At 49.1% G+C, this 18,223-nt stretch carries 18 protein-coding genes; 1 reads left to right on the top strand and 17 read right to left on the bottom strand.

Features of this window, described 5'->3' with window-relative positions:
- Positions 1 to 409 precede the first annotated feature (409 nt).
- The 3 genes from EJN92_RS18070 to ppsA all read right to left on the bottom strand — a co-directional run bounded on the left by EJN92_RS18070 (position 410) and on the right by ppsA (position 4,585).
- Positions 410 to 1,351 carry an SPFH domain-containing protein gene (locus EJN92_RS18070; RefSeq protein ID WP_126129094.1) on the bottom strand — a complete coding sequence of 314 codons (942 nt, stop codon included), beginning with the start codon at positions 1,349 to 1,351 and terminating at the stop codon, positions 410 to 412.
- A 60-nt stretch (positions 1,352 to 1,411) separates the two neighbouring features.
- Complete coding sequence (locus tag EJN92_RS18065; protein ID WP_126129093.1) at positions 1,412 to 1,846, bottom strand: NfeD family protein; 435 nt, start codon at positions 1,844 to 1,846, stop codon at positions 1,412 to 1,414.
- A gap of 306 nt (positions 1,847 to 2,152) precedes the next feature.
- Positions 2,153 to 4,585: a phosphoenolpyruvate synthase gene (ppsA, locus tag EJN92_RS18060; protein ID WP_126129092.1), complete on the bottom strand. Its 2,433-nt coding sequence runs from the start codon at positions 4,583 to 4,585 to the stop codon at positions 2,153 to 2,155.
- A gap of 232 nt (positions 4,586 to 4,817) precedes the next feature.
- Between ppsA and ppsR the strand changes: the two genes are divergently transcribed.
- Positions 4,818 to 5,666: a posphoenolpyruvate synthetase regulatory kinase/phosphorylase PpsR gene (ppsR, locus tag EJN92_RS18055; RefSeq protein ID WP_126129091.1), complete on the top strand. Its 849-nt coding sequence runs from the start codon at positions 4,818 to 4,820 to the stop codon at positions 5,664 to 5,666.
- Between the two features lie 182 nt (positions 5,667 to 5,848).
- Here the strand turns inward: ppsR and EJN92_RS18050 are convergent, their stop codons facing one another.
- The 14 genes from EJN92_RS18050 to plsX form a co-directional block, all read right to left on the bottom strand.
- Positions 5,849 to 6,631, bottom strand: coding sequence for a TrmH family RNA methyltransferase (locus EJN92_RS18050; RefSeq protein ID WP_126129090.1), 783 nt, complete (start codon positions 6,629 to 6,631; stop codon positions 5,849 to 5,851).
- Positions 6,631 to 7,236 (bottom strand): ribonuclease HII, encoded by a 606-nt coding sequence (rnhB, locus tag EJN92_RS18045; protein ID WP_126129089.1) that lies wholly within the window; start codon positions 7,234 to 7,236, stop codon positions 6,631 to 6,633. The genes EJN92_RS18050 and rnhB overlap by 1 nt, the downstream gene beginning before the upstream one ends.
- Before the next feature lie 30 nt (positions 7,237 to 7,266).
- Entirely contained in the window at positions 7,267 to 7,524 is a 258-nt protein-coding gene (locus EJN92_RS18040) for a glutaredoxin family protein (RefSeq protein ID WP_126129088.1), read from the bottom strand.
- A 241-nt stretch (positions 7,525 to 7,765) separates the two neighbouring features.
- Entirely contained in the window at positions 7,766 to 9,268 is a 1,503-nt protein-coding gene (locus EJN92_RS18035) for a DegQ family serine endoprotease (RefSeq protein ID WP_126129087.1), read from the bottom strand.
- 14 nt (positions 9,269 to 9,282) lie between these two features.
- Positions 9,283 to 10,311 (bottom strand): MucB/RseB C-terminal domain-containing protein, encoded by a 1,029-nt coding sequence (locus tag EJN92_RS18030; protein ID WP_126129086.1) that lies wholly within the window; start codon positions 10,309 to 10,311, stop codon positions 9,283 to 9,285.
- Between the two features lie 6 nt (positions 10,312 to 10,317).
- Positions 10,318 to 10,986 (bottom strand): sigma-E factor negative regulatory protein, encoded by a 669-nt coding sequence (locus EJN92_RS18025; RefSeq protein WP_157984389.1) that lies wholly within the window; start codon positions 10,984 to 10,986, stop codon positions 10,318 to 10,320.
- Between the two features lie 87 nt (positions 10,987 to 11,073).
- Complete coding sequence (gene rpoE / locus EJN92_RS18020) at positions 11,074 to 11,676, bottom strand: RNA polymerase sigma factor RpoE (protein ID WP_126129084.1); 603 nt, start codon at positions 11,674 to 11,676, stop codon at positions 11,074 to 11,076.
- A gap of 87 nt (positions 11,677 to 11,763) precedes the next feature.
- Positions 11,764 to 12,273, bottom strand: a complete 510-nt coding sequence (locus EJN92_RS18015; protein WP_170174915.1) for a protein YgfX — start codon at positions 12,271 to 12,273, stop codon at positions 11,764 to 11,766.
- A gap of 118 nt (positions 12,274 to 12,391) precedes the next feature.
- Positions 12,392 to 13,636, bottom strand: a complete 1,245-nt coding sequence (gene fabF / locus EJN92_RS18010) for a beta-ketoacyl-ACP synthase II (protein ID WP_126129082.1) — start codon at positions 13,634 to 13,636, stop codon at positions 12,392 to 12,394.
- Between the two features lie 33 nt (positions 13,637 to 13,669).
- Entirely contained in the window at positions 13,670 to 13,909 is a 240-nt protein-coding gene (acpP, locus tag EJN92_RS18005) for an acyl carrier protein (RefSeq protein ID WP_126129081.1), read from the bottom strand.
- A 135-nt stretch (positions 13,910 to 14,044) separates the two neighbouring features.
- Complete coding sequence (fabG, locus tag EJN92_RS18000; protein WP_126129080.1) at positions 14,045 to 14,821, bottom strand: 3-oxoacyl-ACP reductase FabG; 777 nt, start codon at positions 14,819 to 14,821, stop codon at positions 14,045 to 14,047.
- Positions 14,818 to 15,759 (bottom strand): ACP S-malonyltransferase, encoded by a 942-nt coding sequence (fabD, locus tag EJN92_RS17995; RefSeq protein WP_126129079.1) that lies wholly within the window; start codon positions 15,757 to 15,759, stop codon positions 14,818 to 14,820. Before fabD ends, fabG begins: the two co-directional genes overlap by 4 nt.
- Before the next feature lie 199 nt (positions 15,760 to 15,958).
- Positions 15,959 to 16,945, bottom strand: a complete 987-nt coding sequence (locus EJN92_RS17990) for a beta-ketoacyl-ACP synthase III (RefSeq protein WP_126129078.1) — start codon at positions 16,943 to 16,945, stop codon at positions 15,959 to 15,961.
- Positions 16,942 to 18,036 (bottom strand): phosphate acyltransferase PlsX, encoded by a 1,095-nt coding sequence (plsX, locus tag EJN92_RS17985; protein ID WP_126129077.1) that lies wholly within the window; start codon positions 18,034 to 18,036, stop codon positions 16,942 to 16,944. Before plsX ends, EJN92_RS17990 begins: the two co-directional genes overlap by 4 nt.
- Positions 18,037 to 18,223 lie beyond the last annotated feature (187 nt).

Here is an 18,223-nt window from a genome sequence, read left to right as displayed (position 1 = left end):
CATGTTATGAAATTGATTTTCTTCAAATGATAAATATAATTTGTGCATTCCCAACGTCAATCCCACATTATGAAATTCATGTTTCACATTACAAAAGTTGGTACATGCGGCGCATTAAAAAATATAATTCTGTTTTTAAGGCATGAGGTCTGATAAAAATCGATGCGCAAGCCGCTGCTCGCGGCTTAAATACTATGAAGCTTGATACGCATGCTTTAGACAATTTTTGATTCCGCTCTATCCGGCATAAAAAAATGCATGCCATTTTCTAGCCTACGGTTAGAAGGCTAAAACCTGACATGCATCTTGATACTCTTGTGAGTCAACCCTGCGGCTAAATTCTGCTGCTATTACTCATAGGCAAACTACCCAAGCGTAAGTCTGCGACTACCTACGCCTACAAATGACACTATTTAGTACCTTGGAAATCGATAGGTTTTTGTGATTTAACCACCTGCATGGCACCAGCGATCAGGCCACTGATATCACTCAGATTGGCGGGGACGATAATAGAATTATTGGTTTTGGCGAGGTTACTAAAGGCCGCCACATATTGTTCCGCGACTTTTAAATTTACTGCATCGGCACCGCCGGGTTCACGGATCGCGCTCGCCGTTTTACGCAAGGCTTCCGCGCTGGCTTCGGCAATCGCCAAGATTGCTGCAGCCTGTCCTTGGGCGCGATTGATAGACGCCTGCATCTCACCTTCGGATTTAGCAATTGAGGCCTCACGCTCACCAGTCGCGATATTAATTTGCTCTTGCTTACGGCCTTCAGAGGCGGCAATCAAGGCGCGTTTTTCACGCTCGGCGGTAATCTGTGCCTGCATCGCATGCAAAATTTCTTTCGGTGGAGTCAGATCCTTAATCTCATAACGCAGCACCTTGACGCCCCAGTTGGCAGCGGACTCATCAATCGCATTGACGATACTGGTGTTGATATGATCGCGCTCCTCAAAGGTTTTATCCAATTCCATCTTACCGATCACCGAGCGCAAAGTGGTTTGCGCCAATTGCGTAATTGCGGCGATGTAATTGGATGAGCCATAAGAGGCGCGCATAGGATCAGTGATCTGAAAATACAAAATCCCATCTACTTGTAATTGCGTATTGTCGCGGGTAATACAAACTTGCGGCGGCACATCGAGCGGAATTTCTTTGAGTATATGTTTGTAGGCAATCCTGTCGATAAACGGCACCACGATATTTAAACCAGGGCCCAGAGTGGCATGATATTTACCCAAACGCTCGACCACCCAGGCGTGCTGTTGTGGCACCACATTAACAGTCTTAACCACGAAAACGATGGCTAAAATAAATAAAATAAAGGCGACGCCTCCAAAACTTTCCATAATATTTCCCTTTAATTTCTTACGACAATAAAAGCTACACTACAAAATTTTTACGCCTGATTACGACGGTCTTACCATTAAACGACTTCCAACAATTTCTACTATCACAAACACGCCGGCAGCCGGTGCCGAATGCTGTAACTCCACATCCCACATCGCACCGCGATACATGGCACGCGCAGTGAATTTACCGCCGCCCTGATCCTGCCATTGCTGCACCGTGATACTTTGACCTATGTCCATATTCACATCTGGATTGCGGCTAGCATCCTGACGTTCACGCCAGCCATATTTACTCTTATGTAGTAACACAGTCGCCAAGGCACCGACCAAGGCTGCACTCAAGGTTTGCATCTCTGTGCCGGCACCCAGTAGCGCGATCACGGCACCAGCCACCAGACCGATGGAAATCATCAGCAAATAAAAGGTACCGGTAAATAGCTCCAGTATCACGACCACAGCGGCTAGCGCCAACCAACTCATCCATGCATTCATAGTTTAGATTTCTCCTTGGCTATTAAGTTAACTCAACGCAATTTAACTTGGTTTAACTTCTACAGTTTCTATCATTAAAAATAATTAGTCATCGGTAATCTGCTCACAAAAAAACCCTCGCCATCTGAGAAGATGAACGAGGGTTTTTCTGTGAATTATTTTCGAAGTTTTTAATCTTTTTCTTATCACTATTGCTATGCGTTTAGTCTAGCGCATTTATATAAAAAAGCAAAGTTAGAAACTAAAAAACGCCTTCATGCAGTACATGAAGGCGTTTTTATTCAAGCATAACGCTAGAATTTTGACTTATTTATTTGCCAAAGCAGCCAATTGCTTCCAGGTGTCGATCACAGAATCAGGATTCAGAGAAATGGTTTCTATGCCCTCTTTCATCAACCATGCCGCAAAATCCGGATGATCCGATGGCCCCTGGCCGCAAATACCAACGTACTTACCGAGCTTACGGCAAGCGGCAATCGCTTGCGACAACAAGGCTAATACTGCAGGATCACGCTCGTCAAAGTCTGCTGCCAACAAAGGCATGCCAGAATCCCTGTCCAAGCCCAAAGTGAGTTGAGTTAGATCGTTAGAGCCGATAGAGAAGCCATCGAAATGCTCTAAGAATTGCTCAGCCAAAATAGCATTAGAAGGAACTTCGCACATCATGATCAGACGCAAGCCATTTTCACCGCGTTTCAATCCGTTCTGCCCCAGCAAATCGACCACTTTTTGCGCCTGGCCCAAGGTACGCACAAACGGCACCATGATCTCAACGTTAGTCAAACCCATGTCGTTGCGCACGCGCTTCATGGCCAGACATTCCATCTCAAAAGACTCGGCGAAATCGGATGCCAGATAACGCGCTGCGCCACGGAAACCGAGCATAGGATTCTCTTCATCCGGCTCGTAACGCGATCCGCCTATGAGTTTTTTATACTCATTGGATTTAAAGTCTGACAAACGCACGATGACTTTTTTCGGCCAGAATGCAGCAGCGATGGTTGCCACGCCTTCTGCCAATTTATCGACGTAAAACGCTTTTGGCGAGGCATGGCCACGCGCTACCGATTCAACCGCCTTTTTCAGGGCTGGATCGATATTCGGATATTCCAAAATCGCTTTTGGATGGACACCGATATTGTTGTTGATGATAAATTCTAAGCGGGCCAAACCAACGCCTTCATTAGGCACAGACTGGAAATCAAACGCCAGTTGTGGATTGCCAACGTTGAGCATGATCTTCAAAGGCAATTTCGGCAATTCACCGCGAATTTCCTCAGTCACTTCGGTCTCGATCAAACCGTCGTAAATTTTACCTTCGTCGCCCTCTGCACAAGATACGGTGACCAGCATGCCGTCTTTCAGCGTATCAGTCGCATCACCGCAACCAACCACCGCAGGCACACCCAGTTCACGCGCGATAATCGCAGCATGGCAAGTACGGCCACCACGATTCGTCACGATCGCGGCAGCGCGCTTCATGACTGGCTCCCAGTTAGGATCAGTCATATCCGCCACCAACACGTCGCCCGGTTGTACGCGCTCCATCTCAGACGGATCGTGAATCACACGCACACGACCAGCACCGATTTTTTGACCAATGGCACGACCCGAAGCGAGCACGATGCCGGTACCTTTGAGACGGAAACGCTGCTGGGCATCGGTCGATTTTTGTTGCGACTTTACGGTTTCAGGACGCGCTTGCAAAATATACAGCTTGCCGTCGCGACCATCTTTACCCCATTCGATATCCATAGGGCGACCATAATGCTTCTCGATGATCACGGCGTATTTTGCCAGTTCAACCACTTCAGCATCATCGAGAGAATAGCGGTTACGCATTTCTACCGGCACGTCGACCGTCTTTACCGAGCGACCAGCCTTGGCTTCACCAGTGAACTCCATCTTAATCAGTTTAGAACCGATATTGCGACGGATCACAGGCAACTTACCTAATTCCAGCATAGGCTTGTGGACATAGAATTCGTCCGGATTGACCGCACCCTGCACCACCGTTTCGCCCAGACCATAGCTAGATGTGATGAAAACCACATCCTTAAAGCCGGATTCGGTGTCTATCGTAAACATCACACCAGCCGCGCCCAAATCGGAACGCACCATACGCTGCACACCGGCCGACAAAGCGACCTCAGCATGGGTAAAACCTTTGTGTACGCGGTAGGAAATCGCTCTATCGTTGTACAGCGAGGCAAACACATGTTTCATTGCCTCCAGCACATTGTCGATACCGACGACGTTCAAGAAAGTCTCTTGTTGACCAGCGAAAGACGCGTCTGGCAAATCTTCGGCGGTGGCCGAAGAGCGCACTGCGAACGACATCTCGGCGCTCGAATCGGCCACCAGTTTGTTGTAGAACTCTTCGATTTCTTTCTGTAGACGTGGCTGAAACGGTGTTTCTATGATCCATTGACGGATCTCGGCACCGGCTTTGGCCAATTCGCGTACATCTTCGATGTCTAGCGTAACGAGACGGTCGGCAATGCGTTGCGCCAGTGGCGCGCCACCGTCTTGGCTATGCGATAAAAAGTCACGGAAGGCTTGCGCCGTAGTGGCAAAGCCACCCGGAACCCGCACTCCTGCGTTAGCCAATTGGCTAATCATTTCGCCTAATGAGGCATTTTTACCGCCGACGGATTCAACATCCGTCATGCGTAAATGCTCAAATAAAGCGACGTACGTAGTATCAATACTAGCCTCGGTATTTATTGCGTTGGACATAACAACCTCTTTTTGATGGTAAGAAATCTGTGAGCTGCAATTTTCTTGCTTCGCCTGTCCGGCTTTTTTTGTTATTCTAGATGCCAGAGTCCGCTGCTGTTGCGCCATTTTACATTGTGTAAAGCAAATTTATCGAGACTAGAAAAGGATTTACCCTCTTTTTCTTCGGTTTTGCGATAAATTCTTTTCATCTCACTTTCATCTCTCTCACTACACCTACACGACATTTCTCATGCCAGACATCAAACAAGCTCCACTTCCTTCTGCCAATCGCACCGTGTTTTTCGTCTCCGATGGTACCGGCATTACCGCTGAAACTTTCGGCCACTCGGTGCTGACCCAGTTTGATTTGAAATTTAAGCAAATTCGTCTGCCCTTCATCGACACCCTGGACAAGGCGCATGAAGCGGCACGCAAGATCAATGACGCCTTTAACGCCGAAGGCAGTCGCCCCATCGTTTTTTCCACCCTGGTGCAAGTCGAGTTGGCCGATGTGGTTTTTAAGTCAAAAGGCATGCACATGGATCTGATACAGACCTTCGTGGCGCCGCTGGAACAAGAGTTGGGCGTGAAATCGACGCACACGGTAGGACGTAGCCACAATATTACCGATAGTGAAGAGTATAAAAATCGCATCGAGGCGATTAACTTTTCTCTGGCACATGACGACGGACAATCGAATAAGAATCTGTCGACTGCCGATGTGATCCTGGTCGGCGTTTCGCGCTCGGGCAAGACACCGACCAGTCTGTATTTGGCGATGCAATACGGCATCAAGGCCGCCAATTATCCTTTAATCCCCGACGATTTCGAGCGCGGCCGCCTGCCTTCAGCACTGCCAGAATTTAGAGCGAAAATGTTTGGACTAAGCATCGCACCAGAGCGCCTGTCCGAAATCCGTAATGAACGTCGCCCCGGCAGTAAATATGCGGCGCTAGAGAATTGCCGCTACGAGGTCAACGAAGCCGAAGCAATGATGAAGCGTGAAGGAATACGTTGGTTATCGTCTACCACCAAGTCGATAGAAGAGATCGCCACCACCATCTTGCAAGAGATTAAATCGGATATAAAAATTTACTAAAGAGCTGGAGCTACACCCCTCTTTGCATGTCACACAAGAGATACTCCCCCAGTGTATTTCCTTACACCTAGCCGCTTGCGCATGATCTATGTGCGCAAGCAATTTAGGGAAACTTTTTTTTAGGGGAGTATGTCGCTTTAGTCCTATTTTTACTGCGTGTTTTACTGTTTTCTCTAAGCCGCTTATTGGCTTTGCCGCACTTGCTCAAAGAAGCAAATCGCCGCGCTGGCTGCCACGTTGAGCGACTCTATCTCGGGACGTTGCGGTATCGTCACCGTGTGTGTGGCCATCGCCATCAAATCGTCCGCCACACCTTGGCCTTCATGCCCAAACAACCAGACTACCGGTTGATTCAAATCGACCTGATAAATCGTTTGCGATGTATGCGAACTGGTTGCCAGCACCGGGATCGTGGCGGATGCGAGCAAGCTATGCAAGTTCACGTTTTCAAAAATATTCAACAGAAAATGCGCGCCCATGCCGGCCCGCATCACTTTCGGTGACCAGGCAAACGCGGTACCTATGCTGCAAAAGACATTCTTGATGCCAGCCGCTGCGGCGCTGCGCAAGATAGAACCGAGATTGCCCGGATCTTGCAAATTATCCAGCACCACCGAGCAATGCGAGAGTTGCGCCGGGAACTCAGGGCTAGGCGTAGCGACAATAAACATCAAACCTACCCCATGCTCGACCTGGCTCAAGGCGTGATACAGCGCATCGGGCATGCAAATCGTTTGCGTACCCGCCGCCAGGCAGCGTGCCACCATAGGTGCCACTTCATGATGCTGGGCGCTACTTTCGGAGACGATACACAATTGCGGCTCGCCTAAGTGCTGGCGATAGGCCTGACATAAATGCACCCCATCGAGTAAGGTGCGACCCGATTTGCGGCGTGCCTGCGAGCTAGTGGCAAGATGCTTGAGTTCTTTATACAGCGGGTTATCGCGTGAGCTAATTGTTTTCATCACTTCAGCAAGGCCTTTACCGGCGCATAAGATTTTCTGTGGATAGGAGAGACACCATGCTCGCGCAAACGCGCCAGATGCAAGGCGGTCGGATAGCCTTTATGCTGATCCAAAGCGTACTGCGGATAAACCAAGTGCAGCTCCGCCAATCTATGATCACGCGCCGTTTTGGCCAATATGGACGCGGCTGAAATTGCCGCCACCTTATCGTCGCCTTTGACGATCGCTTCTGCACGCAGCAGCATGACGGGGCAACGATTGCCATCGATTAAGGCCAAAGTCGGCGTCACCGCCAAGGCCTCGATGGCACGCCGCATGGCCAGCAGACTCGCTTGCAAGATATTAATCTCATCGATTTCTTGCTCTGAACATTCGGCCACGGCCCACGCCAAAGCATATTTTTTGATTTCTATCGCAAGCAGATCACGCTTGGCTTCGGACAATTTTTTAGAGTCGCGCAAACCAGCGATAGGATGCGCAGGATCGAGGATCACCGCTGCCGCCATCACCGGCCCCGCCAAGGGGCCACGTCCGGCTTCATCCACGCCGCAGATCAACTCGCCGGCGTAAGCATCCATAGAAAAAACTAATTCAGTCTTAGTCATCGTGCTTACTCACCAAAATTCGCATTCAAATTACTCATCAAAAAAAGCTTTCAGTTTTACTGCATCTAAAAAATAGTGGCAGATTTGTTGCGGCTCGGCACCCTCTTTTTGGCCCAGCAAGACCGGCACCAATTCATCGTAGATCGCCAACAATTCTGGGCTCGCCTCGGTATCGAGATCGATGACTTTAATCTCAAAGGCATACTGCGCCTGGTAAGGCAGCAATTGCTGCAGCATGTCATCGCACAGATGGCAATAACTGCGCGAATAAAGTGTGAACTGGTTCATCCTAAAAATACCTCGCCCCAAAAAAACATAAATGGGGATACTCCCCTAAAAATAAAATAAAACCATGACTTTGCGCATATAGATCGTGCGCATTGCAAATATACCCTACCGCAGTATGCCTAAAACACGGATTTACAGGCGCGCCAGTAAGGCGACATTATAAATCCTGCCTAGACTTTCCCAGAATAAAAAAAGCTGCCCGCATTTTTGGCGGGCAGCTTTTTCTCTACGAGGCAAATCTTTACTGTGCCTGTGGACGTATCGGCACAAATTGCGTTGCATCACCGCGCCGTACTAACAACACTGCCGCCTTCTTAGGGTCGAGCTTGGCCAGCATAGCGGCAAACTGCTTGGCATCTTTAACGTCGGCATTATTCATCGTCAAGATGATGTCACCCGCACGCAACCCCACCTGTGCCGCGGCACCATCAACCGTGTCTATCACCACGCCTTGCCCGCCTGGCACTTCTTTTCTTTGCGCATCGCTCAAGTCTGAAACATAAATACCCAGAACATTGGAGGCTTGCTCTTTCTTGGATTTTTTATCTGCTTTCTGCGCCGATTTATCTGCTTCGACTTCGGCGATAGTGACCGTCACTTCGCGCGCCGCGCCCTTACGCCAGACCGAAACGACGGCCTTACTACCGGGCTTAGTCACACCGACCATTCTCGGTAAATCACTCGATTTTTCGACTGCGACGCCATTAAATTTCAAGATCACGTCGCCGTCTTGCAAGCCAGCTTTTTCGGCAGGACCACCGGACTCTACCCGTGATACCAAGGCACCTTGTGCCTTAGGCAGACCGATAGACTCAGCGACGTCTTTAGAAACCTCGCCGATTTGCACGCCGATACGCCCACGCGTCACCTTGCCAGAAGACTTCAGTTGCTCGACCACGCGCATCGCTTCATCGATAGGAATCGCAAACGAAATCCCCATATAACCACCAGAGCGACTATAAATTTGCGAGTTAATCCCTATCACTTCACCGCGCATATTAATCAAAGGACCGCCGGAATTACCTGGATTGACCGCCACGTCTGTTTGTATCAGCGGCAAATAATCACCAGTGTCACGTGCCTTAGCAGAAACGATACCGGCAGTGACAGTATTATCTAAATCAAATGGTGAACCGATGGCAATGACCCACTCGCCAGCCTTAATTTTTTCAGAATCACCGATATTTAGACGCGGCAATTTACCGCCTTCTATCTTTAATACGGCAACGTCGGTACGCTTATCGGCACCGATGACCTTGGCCTTAAATTCGCGTTTATCGGTCAATTTAACGTAGACCTCAGAGGCGCCATCCACCACATGGGTGTTGGTCAACACATAGCCATCTTGCGAAATAATGAAACCAGAACCAACTCCCCGTGGCACTTCCTCTTCTTGCTGTTGCGGTGCTTTGCGGTTTTTTGGTGCCGGTGCCTGTTTAGGCATAGGCGCGCCAAAGAATCGCCGGAAAAACTCCTGCATCTGCTCGTCTTCCATGCCCGGCATGGCTTGCCCTTGCATGACTTTTTCGGTGGTGCGAATATTCACTACGGCCGGGCCTGTTTTTTCGACCAGCTCAGTAAAATCAGGTAAGCCGGCAACGCTGGCGGCCATTGCGGACGGCGTCAAACCTAGTACGCCAGGGGCAAGCACGACCATAGATGCGCTCAAGACTGCCGTCGTTAAGAGCGTAGAAAACAAAGTTGAAACACTTTTCGCATTCACAAAAAACTGAGATTTTTTCATCGTCTGACTCTTTCTCACTTAGATTTAAATTCTATCGAGTTAATCACTTGTTTAATCGCTGCCAAGGGTACTTCGCCTACCACCGTCAGCCAATGATCGGCCTGACGTTTACCCATGATCGTCATCGCGCCCTGCTGTAAATTGCCCTCGGTACGACTGCCCGTATCTGGCTCAATAAATACAGAGATGCTCGATATACCATCAGAAAAAATCATCTGCACCACCTGATGCGATTTGGTCGCGTCGGCTTTTGTCGAACCCGCGTTGGCGGCAATCGCGGCAGCCGAGAGCGGAATCAAGCGGCGCATTTCACGGGTTTTTTTAAAGCCTGCTGGCAGCGACTTCACCGTCCATCCAGAATTAATATTGGCCTGCACCGTGAGATTTTCAAGCTGCCATTGCGCAGTATTTGGAAAACTTGGTTTCAGATGGGTTTTGTCGACCTCACCGATCGCCACTTGCGTGAAGGCGATTTGTTCTATCACCTCTTGCTTGGCATTCACGGTCTGCGCTCTGAGCAGTAGGCCCGACGCTGCTTCTATGCAGAGTCGATAGCCATAGCGCAGCGCATCTTTAGGCTCTAAGCTGAGGGTCTGGCAAGCCAAACCGGCGACCCGACTGACTTCACTTTTTTTGATGTTATAAAAATCGGGCAGGCTGCTTAAATTATTCGTCAGCAAAGCAGGAAAAACCTCTTGCGTGACGTTCTTCTCTACTTGCACGGTTTTACTCTCAGGCAAATAGCAGCTTACTTCATCATTGCGGCGCAGATATTCGCGCGGCTTGCCATCGAGTATTTCCAGCTTTTCTAGCTCGCCATGCGCATCGACAATATGAAAAATACGCGAGGTGCGAATTTGATTGGCTTGCTGATAGATGAAGGTGCCGGAATAATTAAGTTTTTGCGCAGCAGTCTGCGCCTTACGCAAAGTCGCCTGGATTTCTTGAGTGTCCGCTGCTTGCGCCTGCAAAGCGGGCATGGCGCTCAGCATGGCGATTAAGGCGAGCAGACACCAACGCGATTTGAATGACGGTAAAGCCATAGTCACTTATTTCTCGCTGGCGGGCGCAGCCGCTGCAACTACATTGGCACGGCTCACATATTGCGGGCCATTAGCCATAGAAGGCGAAAATTTCTGATGCGCCAGTAAATAACTATCTAAGCGCGGATCACGCAGCATCTCGATTTGATTTTCACTCTGGGCGACAGGTTCAGAACTGAGCTGATTCGAAGCCAGCTGCACGCCAGAATTTTGCGTCCCGGCAGGCACATTCGTCGGCACGTTGAGCCTGGCCATTTGCATGCCCGTGGTCGAGGGAGCGCTGAATAAAGGAATAATTTGCGGCGCCATCAAAAACGCCACAGCGGCAGCCGCCGCCATACTCGTCATCGCCATATAACGGGCGATACTTTGCTTGATCGCTGAACTCGCAGCAACAGGCTTAATGCTGACATCGGCGCGTAATTGCGGTGCCAGCAAGACTGGCTCGGCATCGAGCAAAGCAGAAAATTTTGCGGAAAAATCTGGGCTCAATGGCATCGCCAGATCGTCCGAACGCAGCACATCGCCAATTTGTTGATACACATCCCATGCCTGGCGCGCATCGCGCTGGCGCGGATCGGCCAAGCTCGCCAAGGCCGCATCCAATTGCGCATCGCTGAGTTCGCCATCAAGCAAACTGGAAATGCTTTGATAATGGGTGTTTTCTGTTTTCATGATCTGGTCCAAATAAGGTCTTGCCATCACTTCAAATACTGCAAATAGTGCTAATTTTGTCAATGCCGCGCGGCTTTTTGTCTCGGCTTACCAACGCTGATCCAAGTTCGTCCCCAGCAAGGGGCGCAATTTTTGCGCAATTGCTTCGCGCGCTCTAAAAATGCGACTGCGTACCGTCCCTATCGGGCATAGCATGACTTCGGAAATTTCTTCATAACTCATTCCTTCTATCTCACGCAGCGATATGGCATTGCGCAACTCTTCCGGCAGCGACATCATCGCCGCATTGACCGTTTCTGCGATCTGCTTACTTGCCAGCAGAGACTCTGGCGTGTTCATATCTCTTAGTCCATCGGCGTCGACAAAAGTTTCCGCCTCTTCGATATCGGCATCGGTCGAAGTCGGCGCGCGCCGCCCTTGCGAGACCAAATGGTTCTTCGCCGTATTGATGCCGATGCGATACAACCAAGTATAAAACGCCGCATCACCGCGAAAATTGGCCAAAGCGCGATACGCCTTGATAAACGATTCTTGCACCACGTCTTCGGCCTCAGCCTGATCGTGGACGAGCCTAGACACGAGCCGCATTAATTTCCTTTGATACTTGGAAACTAGAAGCTCAAATGCCTTTTTATCGCCACGCTGGACCCGCTCGACTAGGAGTTGATCAATTTCGCGTTCTGTCGTCACTCACACTTTCCCATGTTGTTCATTCGCCGAAACGACAATCCAGCACATCGCAAATACGCTAAGTATTCAGTAGACACGGATGCCCGTTCAAAAGTTCCCAGTCGCATCCTCAAGAATGCGACTTTGTTCATCATTGGCATGTGCCGCCATCCAGCGCAGCACAATAGACAATTTTCTAAAGTCGTCCGCACTGAGGCTATCACGCAGCACCGGAATGACCATGATTGCAGCGCTTGTCAGGCGTAAATGCAAGATCAACACATACTCAGAGTAGCTACTCTGCACATCCGAACTCGCTGTCACTGAAGATCCCGGTTCACTCTGCGCATTGAGTTGGCGCACTATGATGCCGCCCGAGTCGGATATTTCCAGATACACACTGCGCCGCCCCCGAATAAATTTGAGCAAGGCCAGAGTACTAAGCCCCAACGCCAGAATCAGCAACAGGGTTTTCCACCACCAAAGCAAATTCAGATGATAGAGTGTAAAACCACACGCTGCATTAGCAAGCACGAACATCAGCAACACCAACCACAGCAAGACGCGTGATGGATGCAACGTCATCGCAAGGGCCATGGAAGTCGACTTAGAGCTCATCATAGTCCCTCACTTGAGTGCGCAGAATAAAAAACGGCACTTCGATTTACTTAAAAATGAAGTGCCGGATTGCGACCAAAACCCCGGTCAGCTTATTTGATTCTCAAACTAGTTCAAACTATGCCACTTTACCAAAAATCAAGGTGCCGTTAGTACCGCCGAAACCAAAATTGTTTTTCATCGCATAGGTAATCGGCATATCTCTTGCGGTGTTAGCGCAATAATCAAGATCACATTCAGGATCTTGATTAAAGATATTGATGGTAGGAGGAGAAACCTGATGATGCAGTGCCAGCACTGTCAAAATAGATTCCAAACCACCAGCACCACCCAATAAGTGTCCTGTCATCGACTTGGTCGAATTAACCGTCAACTTATATGCGTGATCAGCGAAAGCCGCTTTAATCGCGTCCGTTTCATTTTTATCACCCAAGGACGTGGACGTGCCATGTGCATTCAGGTAATTAATCTGATCAGGATTGAGACCTGCATTTTTCAATGCATTGAGCATACTGCGACGTGGGCCATCGATGGTAGGGGTGGTGATGTGATAAGCATCTCCACTCATACCAAAACCTAAAACTTCGGCATAAATTTTTGCGCCACGGGCTTTGGCGTGCTCATACTCTTCCAGCACCATCACACCAGCACCCTCACCCATCACAAAACCATCTCTATCTTTATCCCATGGTCGGGATGCAGTAGTCGGATCGTCATTGCGAGTAGATAAGGCGCGGGCAGAAGCGAAGCCACCCAAACCCAACGGTGAAATAGTAGATTCAGAGCCGCCAGCCAGCATCACATCAGCGTCGCCGTACTCAATCATACGAGCGGCCGAACCTATGCAATGCAAACCAGTTGAGCAAGCAGTAACAATCGCCAGATTAGGACCTTTCAGTCCAAATTTGATCGATAAATTACCGGAAACCATATTAATAATTGAAGCAGGAACAAAGAAAGGACTAATCCGGCGTGGACCACGCGCGGTCAGACTATCTTTATTATCTTCAATCAAAGGCAAGCCACCCATACCAGAGCCGACCACAACGCCAATACGCTCGGCATTTTCGTCGTTGACTACCAGTCCACTATCTTGAAAGGCCTGAATCCCAGCTGCAATGCCGAAATGGATAAAAGTATCCATGTTTCGAGCTTCTTTAGCGGGAATGTATTCTTCAATATTGAAGCCCTTGACTTCGCCAGCAATATGCGTGGTGAAGGGAGTGGCATCAAATTTGGTAATCGCTGCAATTCCGGACTTGCCTGCGGTGATTGCTCCCCATGTGTCGGCAATATTATTGCCGACTGGGGTCACGCAACCAAGACCAGTAACTACTACGCGACGTTTAAGCGTAAGGCTCAAGCGTTTCTCCTGGATTTAAACGATGCGTCTGAATTAGGCTTTGACGTGTGCTGTAGCGTAGTCGATCGCTTGTTTCACCGTAGTGATTTTTTCAGCTTGTTCGTCAGGGATTTCCATTTCGAATTCATCTTCGAGTGCCATCACGAGCTCTACTGTGTCGAGTGAGTCTGCACCAAGATCATCTACGAAAGATGATTCAATCTTGATGTCAGCATCAGCGACGCCCAGTTGCTCAGCGACGATTTTCCTAACGCGTTGTTCGATATCGGACATATGTGTCTCCAGTGGTGGTTACAGAAAGTGCGCGCATTTTAGCAGATCTGCGCGCGAAAAAAGCAAATTTGCATTTTCCAAGAATATCTTCGGCTAATTCCTTTGATTTTCTCAGAAAACGCGCTCAAAAAAACATTAACACAAATACATGCCGCCATTCACATGTAAGGTAATTCCCGTAATATACCCCGCTTCTGCCGAAGCAAGAAAAACAGTTGCAGCGGCAATATCCTCGGGCTTACCCAGTTTCGCCATAGGGATTTGTTGCAAAATAGCTGATTTTTGATCATCCGTCAGCGCTTGCGTCATATCCGTATCGATAAAACCAGGGGCTATGCAATTGACCGTGATATTGCGACTGCCGATCTCACGCGCCAAAGCGCGACTCATACCCGCCACACCAGCCTTGGCCGCTGCATAGTTCATCTGACCAGGGTTGCCGGAAGAACCGACTACCGACGTGATATTAATGATGCGACCATGCCTAGCTTTCATCATGCCGCGCAGCACAGCGCGCGACAGACGCCCGACCGAACTCAGATTGGTCGCTATCACGCTATCCCATTCCTCATCCTTCATGCGCATCGCCAATTGATCCTGAGTGATGCCAGCGTTATTAACCAGGATAGACAAGCTACCGTATTCTTTTTGAATTTCATCGATGAGGGAAGTGCAACGCGGCACGTCATTGACGTCGAAGGCGACCCCCTTACCCGCTTCAGGATTGATTTCCTTCAGATAGGCTGAAATTGCTTCTGCACCCGCCACCGAGGTGGCAGTACCAACCACAGTAGCGCCAGCCCGCGCCAGCGCCACCGCAATCGCTTTACCTATGCCGCGCGAGGCGCCTGTGACCAGTGCGACCTGATTACTCAGTTGATTTGTCATTACTTGTGTGATTGCTTGTGTCATTTAAGAAGTTCCATTACTTTATCCAGTGAAGCCTGATCAAACATAGCCTCCCCAACCAACTCTGCATTAATTCTTTTGGTCAAGCCAGCCAAAACCTTACCAGGACCACACTCGATGACGTGAGTCACACCGCTGGCACCAATTTTCTGCACCGTCTCAACCCAGCGTACGGGACTTGCCGCCTGACGCACCAAGGCATCCTTGATGGCCGCAGCATCACTGACCACCGCCACATCGACATTATTGATCAGAGTGATAGCAGGCGATGAAAATGTCAGCCCTTGCATATACTCACGCAATTTATCCGAGGCCGGCTTTAACAATGAGGAATGAAATGGTGCCGATACCGGTAAGATCAAGGCTCTTTTTGCCCCTTTTGACTTGGCGATCTCGCAAGCGCGCTCTACTGCAAGCTTACTACCGGCAATCACCACCTGGGCTGGCGCATTAAAATTAACCGCCTCAACCACACCTGCAGACTGATCAAGCATCGCCTCGGCACAAGCGGCAATCACATCTTCGTCGCTCAAACCTAAAATGGCAGCCATACCACCCTGCCCGACTGGCACAGCTTCTTGCATCGCTTGCGCACGAAAACGCACTAAGGGGAGCGCATCTTTAAAAGCGATGACGCCAGCGGCAACCAAGGCAGAATACTCACCCAAGCTATGCCCAGCGACAATAGCCGGAGGCATACCACCGGCACCCAACCAGGCGCGATAGCATGCAACTGCAGCAGTCAACATCACGGGCTGAGTGTTAGTTGTTAAATCCAGTGCTTCTTTAGGACCTTCAGCAATCATCTTGGCTATATCAAAGCCCAAAACATCCGAGGCCTCAAGCATAGTCTGGCGCACAATCACATTGTCGGCAAAGCCATTTAACATACCTATGGCCTGCGAGCCCTGACCAGGAAAAACAAAAGCAAATTGAGTCATATTAAGAGTTAACTAATGAGTTTAATGAATTTTAATGAAATTTAACTAAAGGAAACTGATAAATAGTTTAGCTTGCAGATTAATACTAAAATCAACACTGCGATCAATCTCTTCGCATCACAGCACAGTATTCAATAAGGATCAATCAGCAATATGAAGAATTAGTATTCTAAAATTAATTTGCGAGCAAAAAAAAAATTTACATTTTGACGATAGCAGCACCCCAGGTAAAGCCACCACCGACACCTTCTAACATCACGGTTTGCCCTTTTTGTATGCGGCCATCTCTAATTGCCACGTCCAATGCCAGCGGTATCGATGCCGCCGAGGTATTACCATGCTGATCAACAGTAACGACGACCTTATCCATAGGCATATCGAGTTTTTTTGCGGTGCTTTGCATGATGCGGATATTGGCCTGATGCGGCACCAGCCAATCGATTTGACTCGCATCCAAAACAGCAATTTCCAATACCTCGTTCGCCACTTTTTCCAGCGCACTAACCGCCAACTTAAACACCGCCTTGCCGTCCATATACAAAAATGCACTACCGCTGAGTACGCCCGCGTTGACATTGCCTGACACACATAAAACATGCGACTGACTACCGTCTGCGTGCAATTTTGTCGCCAATACACCGGGTTCGGCAGACTGCGACATGACGATTGCACCAGCGCCATCACCGAACAAGACGCAGGTCGTTCTATCTTCAAAATTAAGTATGCGCGAAAACACTTCAGCACCAACCACCAGTACATTCTTGTGCGCGCCGGTTTTAATCATGCTATCGGCCATCGCCATCGCATAGATAAAGCCGCTGCACACAGCCTGCACATCGACCGCAGCCGCACCATTATTGATACCCAACTTATGTTGGAGCACACAAGCCGTACTGGGAAAACCACCTAAAAAATCCGGAGTGGAAGTAGCCAGAATAATCAAGTCGATATCATTGGCCTGCAAATTAGCAGCCTCCAGCGCACGCTGTGCCGCCGCCAGCGCCAAGTCACTCGAGGTAACTGAAGGCTCGGCATAATGACGCGCAGAAATACCACTGCGAGAAAAAATCCATTCGTCCGAGGTCTCAATCCCATTGGCCGCTAATTGCACAGTCAAATCTTGATTTGTCACTCGCTTTGGTGGCAGATAACTGCCAGTCCCGATAATTTTACTAAAGAAAGTCATGCTGTCTTCTGTGAAATAGTTTCGTTGATTGAGGCGACATCATCCGCGACTGGAGATGCAGGCTCAGGAGCCGGCATTAACAAGGCCATAGAGGCGGAAATGCGCGATAACACATCATTTTTTGCAGCATCAAAGGCGCGCTGTATCGCCCACTCATAACTATATTTATCGGCACCGCCGTGACTCTTAAACACCAAGCCTCGCAGCCCCAACAAACTACCGCCGTTATAATTTGACGGATTCATGGTTGCAGAAATCGACTTCATGGCACCGCGCGCAATCAAAGCGCCCAGCATATTCAGAGGACTACTGCGAAAGGCATCAGTCAGTGTGCTTTTTACAAAACGCCCCATACCCTCGATCGCCTTAAGCGTGACATTGCCGACAAAACCATCACAAACCACAATATCCGTAGTCCCTTTAAAAATGTCATTGCCTTCGACATTTCCATAGAAATTCAATAAGCCGCGCGCATGATCGGCGCGCAATAACTCTGCCGTTTTTTTCACGACATCATTACCCTTGATATCTTCCACGCCAACATTGAGCAAACCTATACTAGGCTTAGGCTTATTCTCCAAAGCAGCGACCAGCGCAGAACCCATGATGGCAAACTGATGCAAATGCAAAGGCTCGCAATCAACGTTTGCACCCAAGTCAAGCATATAGGTAGGCTGATTTTTTTGATTCGGTAAGATACTGCAGATGGCAGGCCTATCAACGCCAGGCATGGTTTTGAGCACATAGCGCGACACCGCCATCAAAGCACCGGTATTTCCAGCAGAGACGCAGGCTTGCGCGCGCCCATCTTTAACCAGAGTGACCGCGACCCGCATCGAGGAATCTTTCTTCCTGCGCAGAGCCACTTCTATAGGATCGTCCATAGTCACCACCTCAGTGGCATTCACAATAGAGATCCTGGGATGATTGAGGCAGCGATTCTTTTTTAGCTCAGCCTGAATAATTGCTTCAGCACCTACCAGCAAAAATTCAGCATCTGGCTCGCGATTCACGAACGAGACTGCTGCTGCTACTGTAACTGAAGGGCCATGATCACCACCCATGCAGTCGATTGAGATTTTTATTGTCATGTAGTAATACTAAACTTCATCGAGAAGCCGCCATCTTAACAAGTTACGCAAGATAAAGGCCACTCGCTTTGCGCTTTTTCACTCTCAGACCAAAAAACCATAGACGCAAATGATTATTCAGATCAAGTTAACACCAACAGCGGGCACGCAAATTTTAAGATAAAAAAAAGCGGCGTCAAGTACGAGA

The organism is Undibacterium parvum (assembly GCF_003955735.1).
Lineage (GTDB): Bacteria > Pseudomonadota > Gammaproteobacteria > Burkholderiales > Burkholderiaceae_D > Undibacterium > Undibacterium parvum.
Note: the sequence above shows the minus strand (reverse complement) of the source record. Positions and strands in the feature narration are given on the sequence as shown.

What these genes read in the sequence shown, in the direction of transcription:
- EJN92_RS18070 (WP_126129094.1), bottom strand. Translation starts at nt 1,351, where the DNA reads ATGGAAAGTTTTGGAGGCGTCGCCTTTATTTTATTTATTTTAGCCATC.
- EJN92_RS18065 (WP_126129093.1), bottom strand. Translation starts at nt 1,846, where the DNA reads ATGAATGCATGGATGAGTTGGTTGGCGCTAGCCGCTGTGGTCGTGATA.
- ppsA (WP_126129092.1), bottom strand. Translation starts at nt 4,585, where the DNA reads ATGTCCAACGCAATAAATACCGAGGCTAGTATTGATACTACGTACGTC.
- ppsR (WP_126129091.1), top strand. Translation starts at nt 4,818, where the DNA reads ATGCCAGACATCAAACAAGCTCCACTTCCTTCTGCCAATCGCACCGTG.
- EJN92_RS18050 (WP_126129090.1), bottom strand. Translation starts at nt 6,631, where the DNA reads ATGAAAACAATTAGCTCACGCGATAACCCGCTGTATAAAGAACTCAAG.
- rnhB (WP_126129089.1), bottom strand. Translation starts at nt 7,236, where the DNA reads ATGACTAAGACTGAATTAGTTTTTTCTATGGATGCTTACGCCGGCGAG.
- EJN92_RS18040 (WP_126129088.1), bottom strand. Translation starts at nt 7,524, where the DNA reads ATGAACCAGTTCACACTTTATTCGCGCAGTTATTGCCATCTGTGCGAT.
- EJN92_RS18035 (WP_126129087.1), bottom strand. Translation starts at nt 9,268, where the DNA reads ATGAAAAAATCTCAGTTTTTTGTGAATGCGAAAAGTGTTTCAACTTTG.
- EJN92_RS18030 (WP_126129086.1), bottom strand. Translation starts at nt 10,311, where the DNA reads ATGGCTTTACCGTCATTCAAATCGCGTTGGTGTCTGCTCGCCTTAATC.
- EJN92_RS18025 (WP_157984389.1), bottom strand. Translation starts at nt 10,986, where the DNA reads ATGAAAACAGAAAACACCCATTATCAAAGCATTTCCAGTTTGCTTGAT.
- EJN92_RS18015 (WP_170174915.1), bottom strand. Translation starts at nt 12,273, where the DNA reads ATGAGCTCTAAGTCGACTTCCATGGCCCTTGCGATGACGTTGCATCCA.
- acpP (WP_126129081.1), bottom strand. Translation starts at nt 13,909, where the DNA reads ATGTCCGATATCGAACAACGCGTTAGGAAAATCGTCGCTGAGCAACTG.
- fabG (WP_126129080.1), bottom strand. Translation starts at nt 14,821, where the DNA reads ATGACACAAGCAATCACACAAGTAATGACAAATCAACTGAGTAATCAG.
- fabD (WP_126129079.1), bottom strand. Translation starts at nt 15,759, where the DNA reads ATGACTCAATTTGCTTTTGTTTTTCCTGGTCAGGGCTCGCAGGCCATA.
- EJN92_RS17990 (WP_126129078.1), bottom strand. Translation starts at nt 16,945, where the DNA reads ATGACTTTCTTTAGTAAAATTATCGGGACTGGCAGTTATCTGCCACCA.
- plsX (WP_126129077.1), bottom strand. Translation starts at nt 18,036, where the DNA reads ATGACAATAAAAATCTCAATCGACTGCATGGGTGGTGATCATGGCCCT.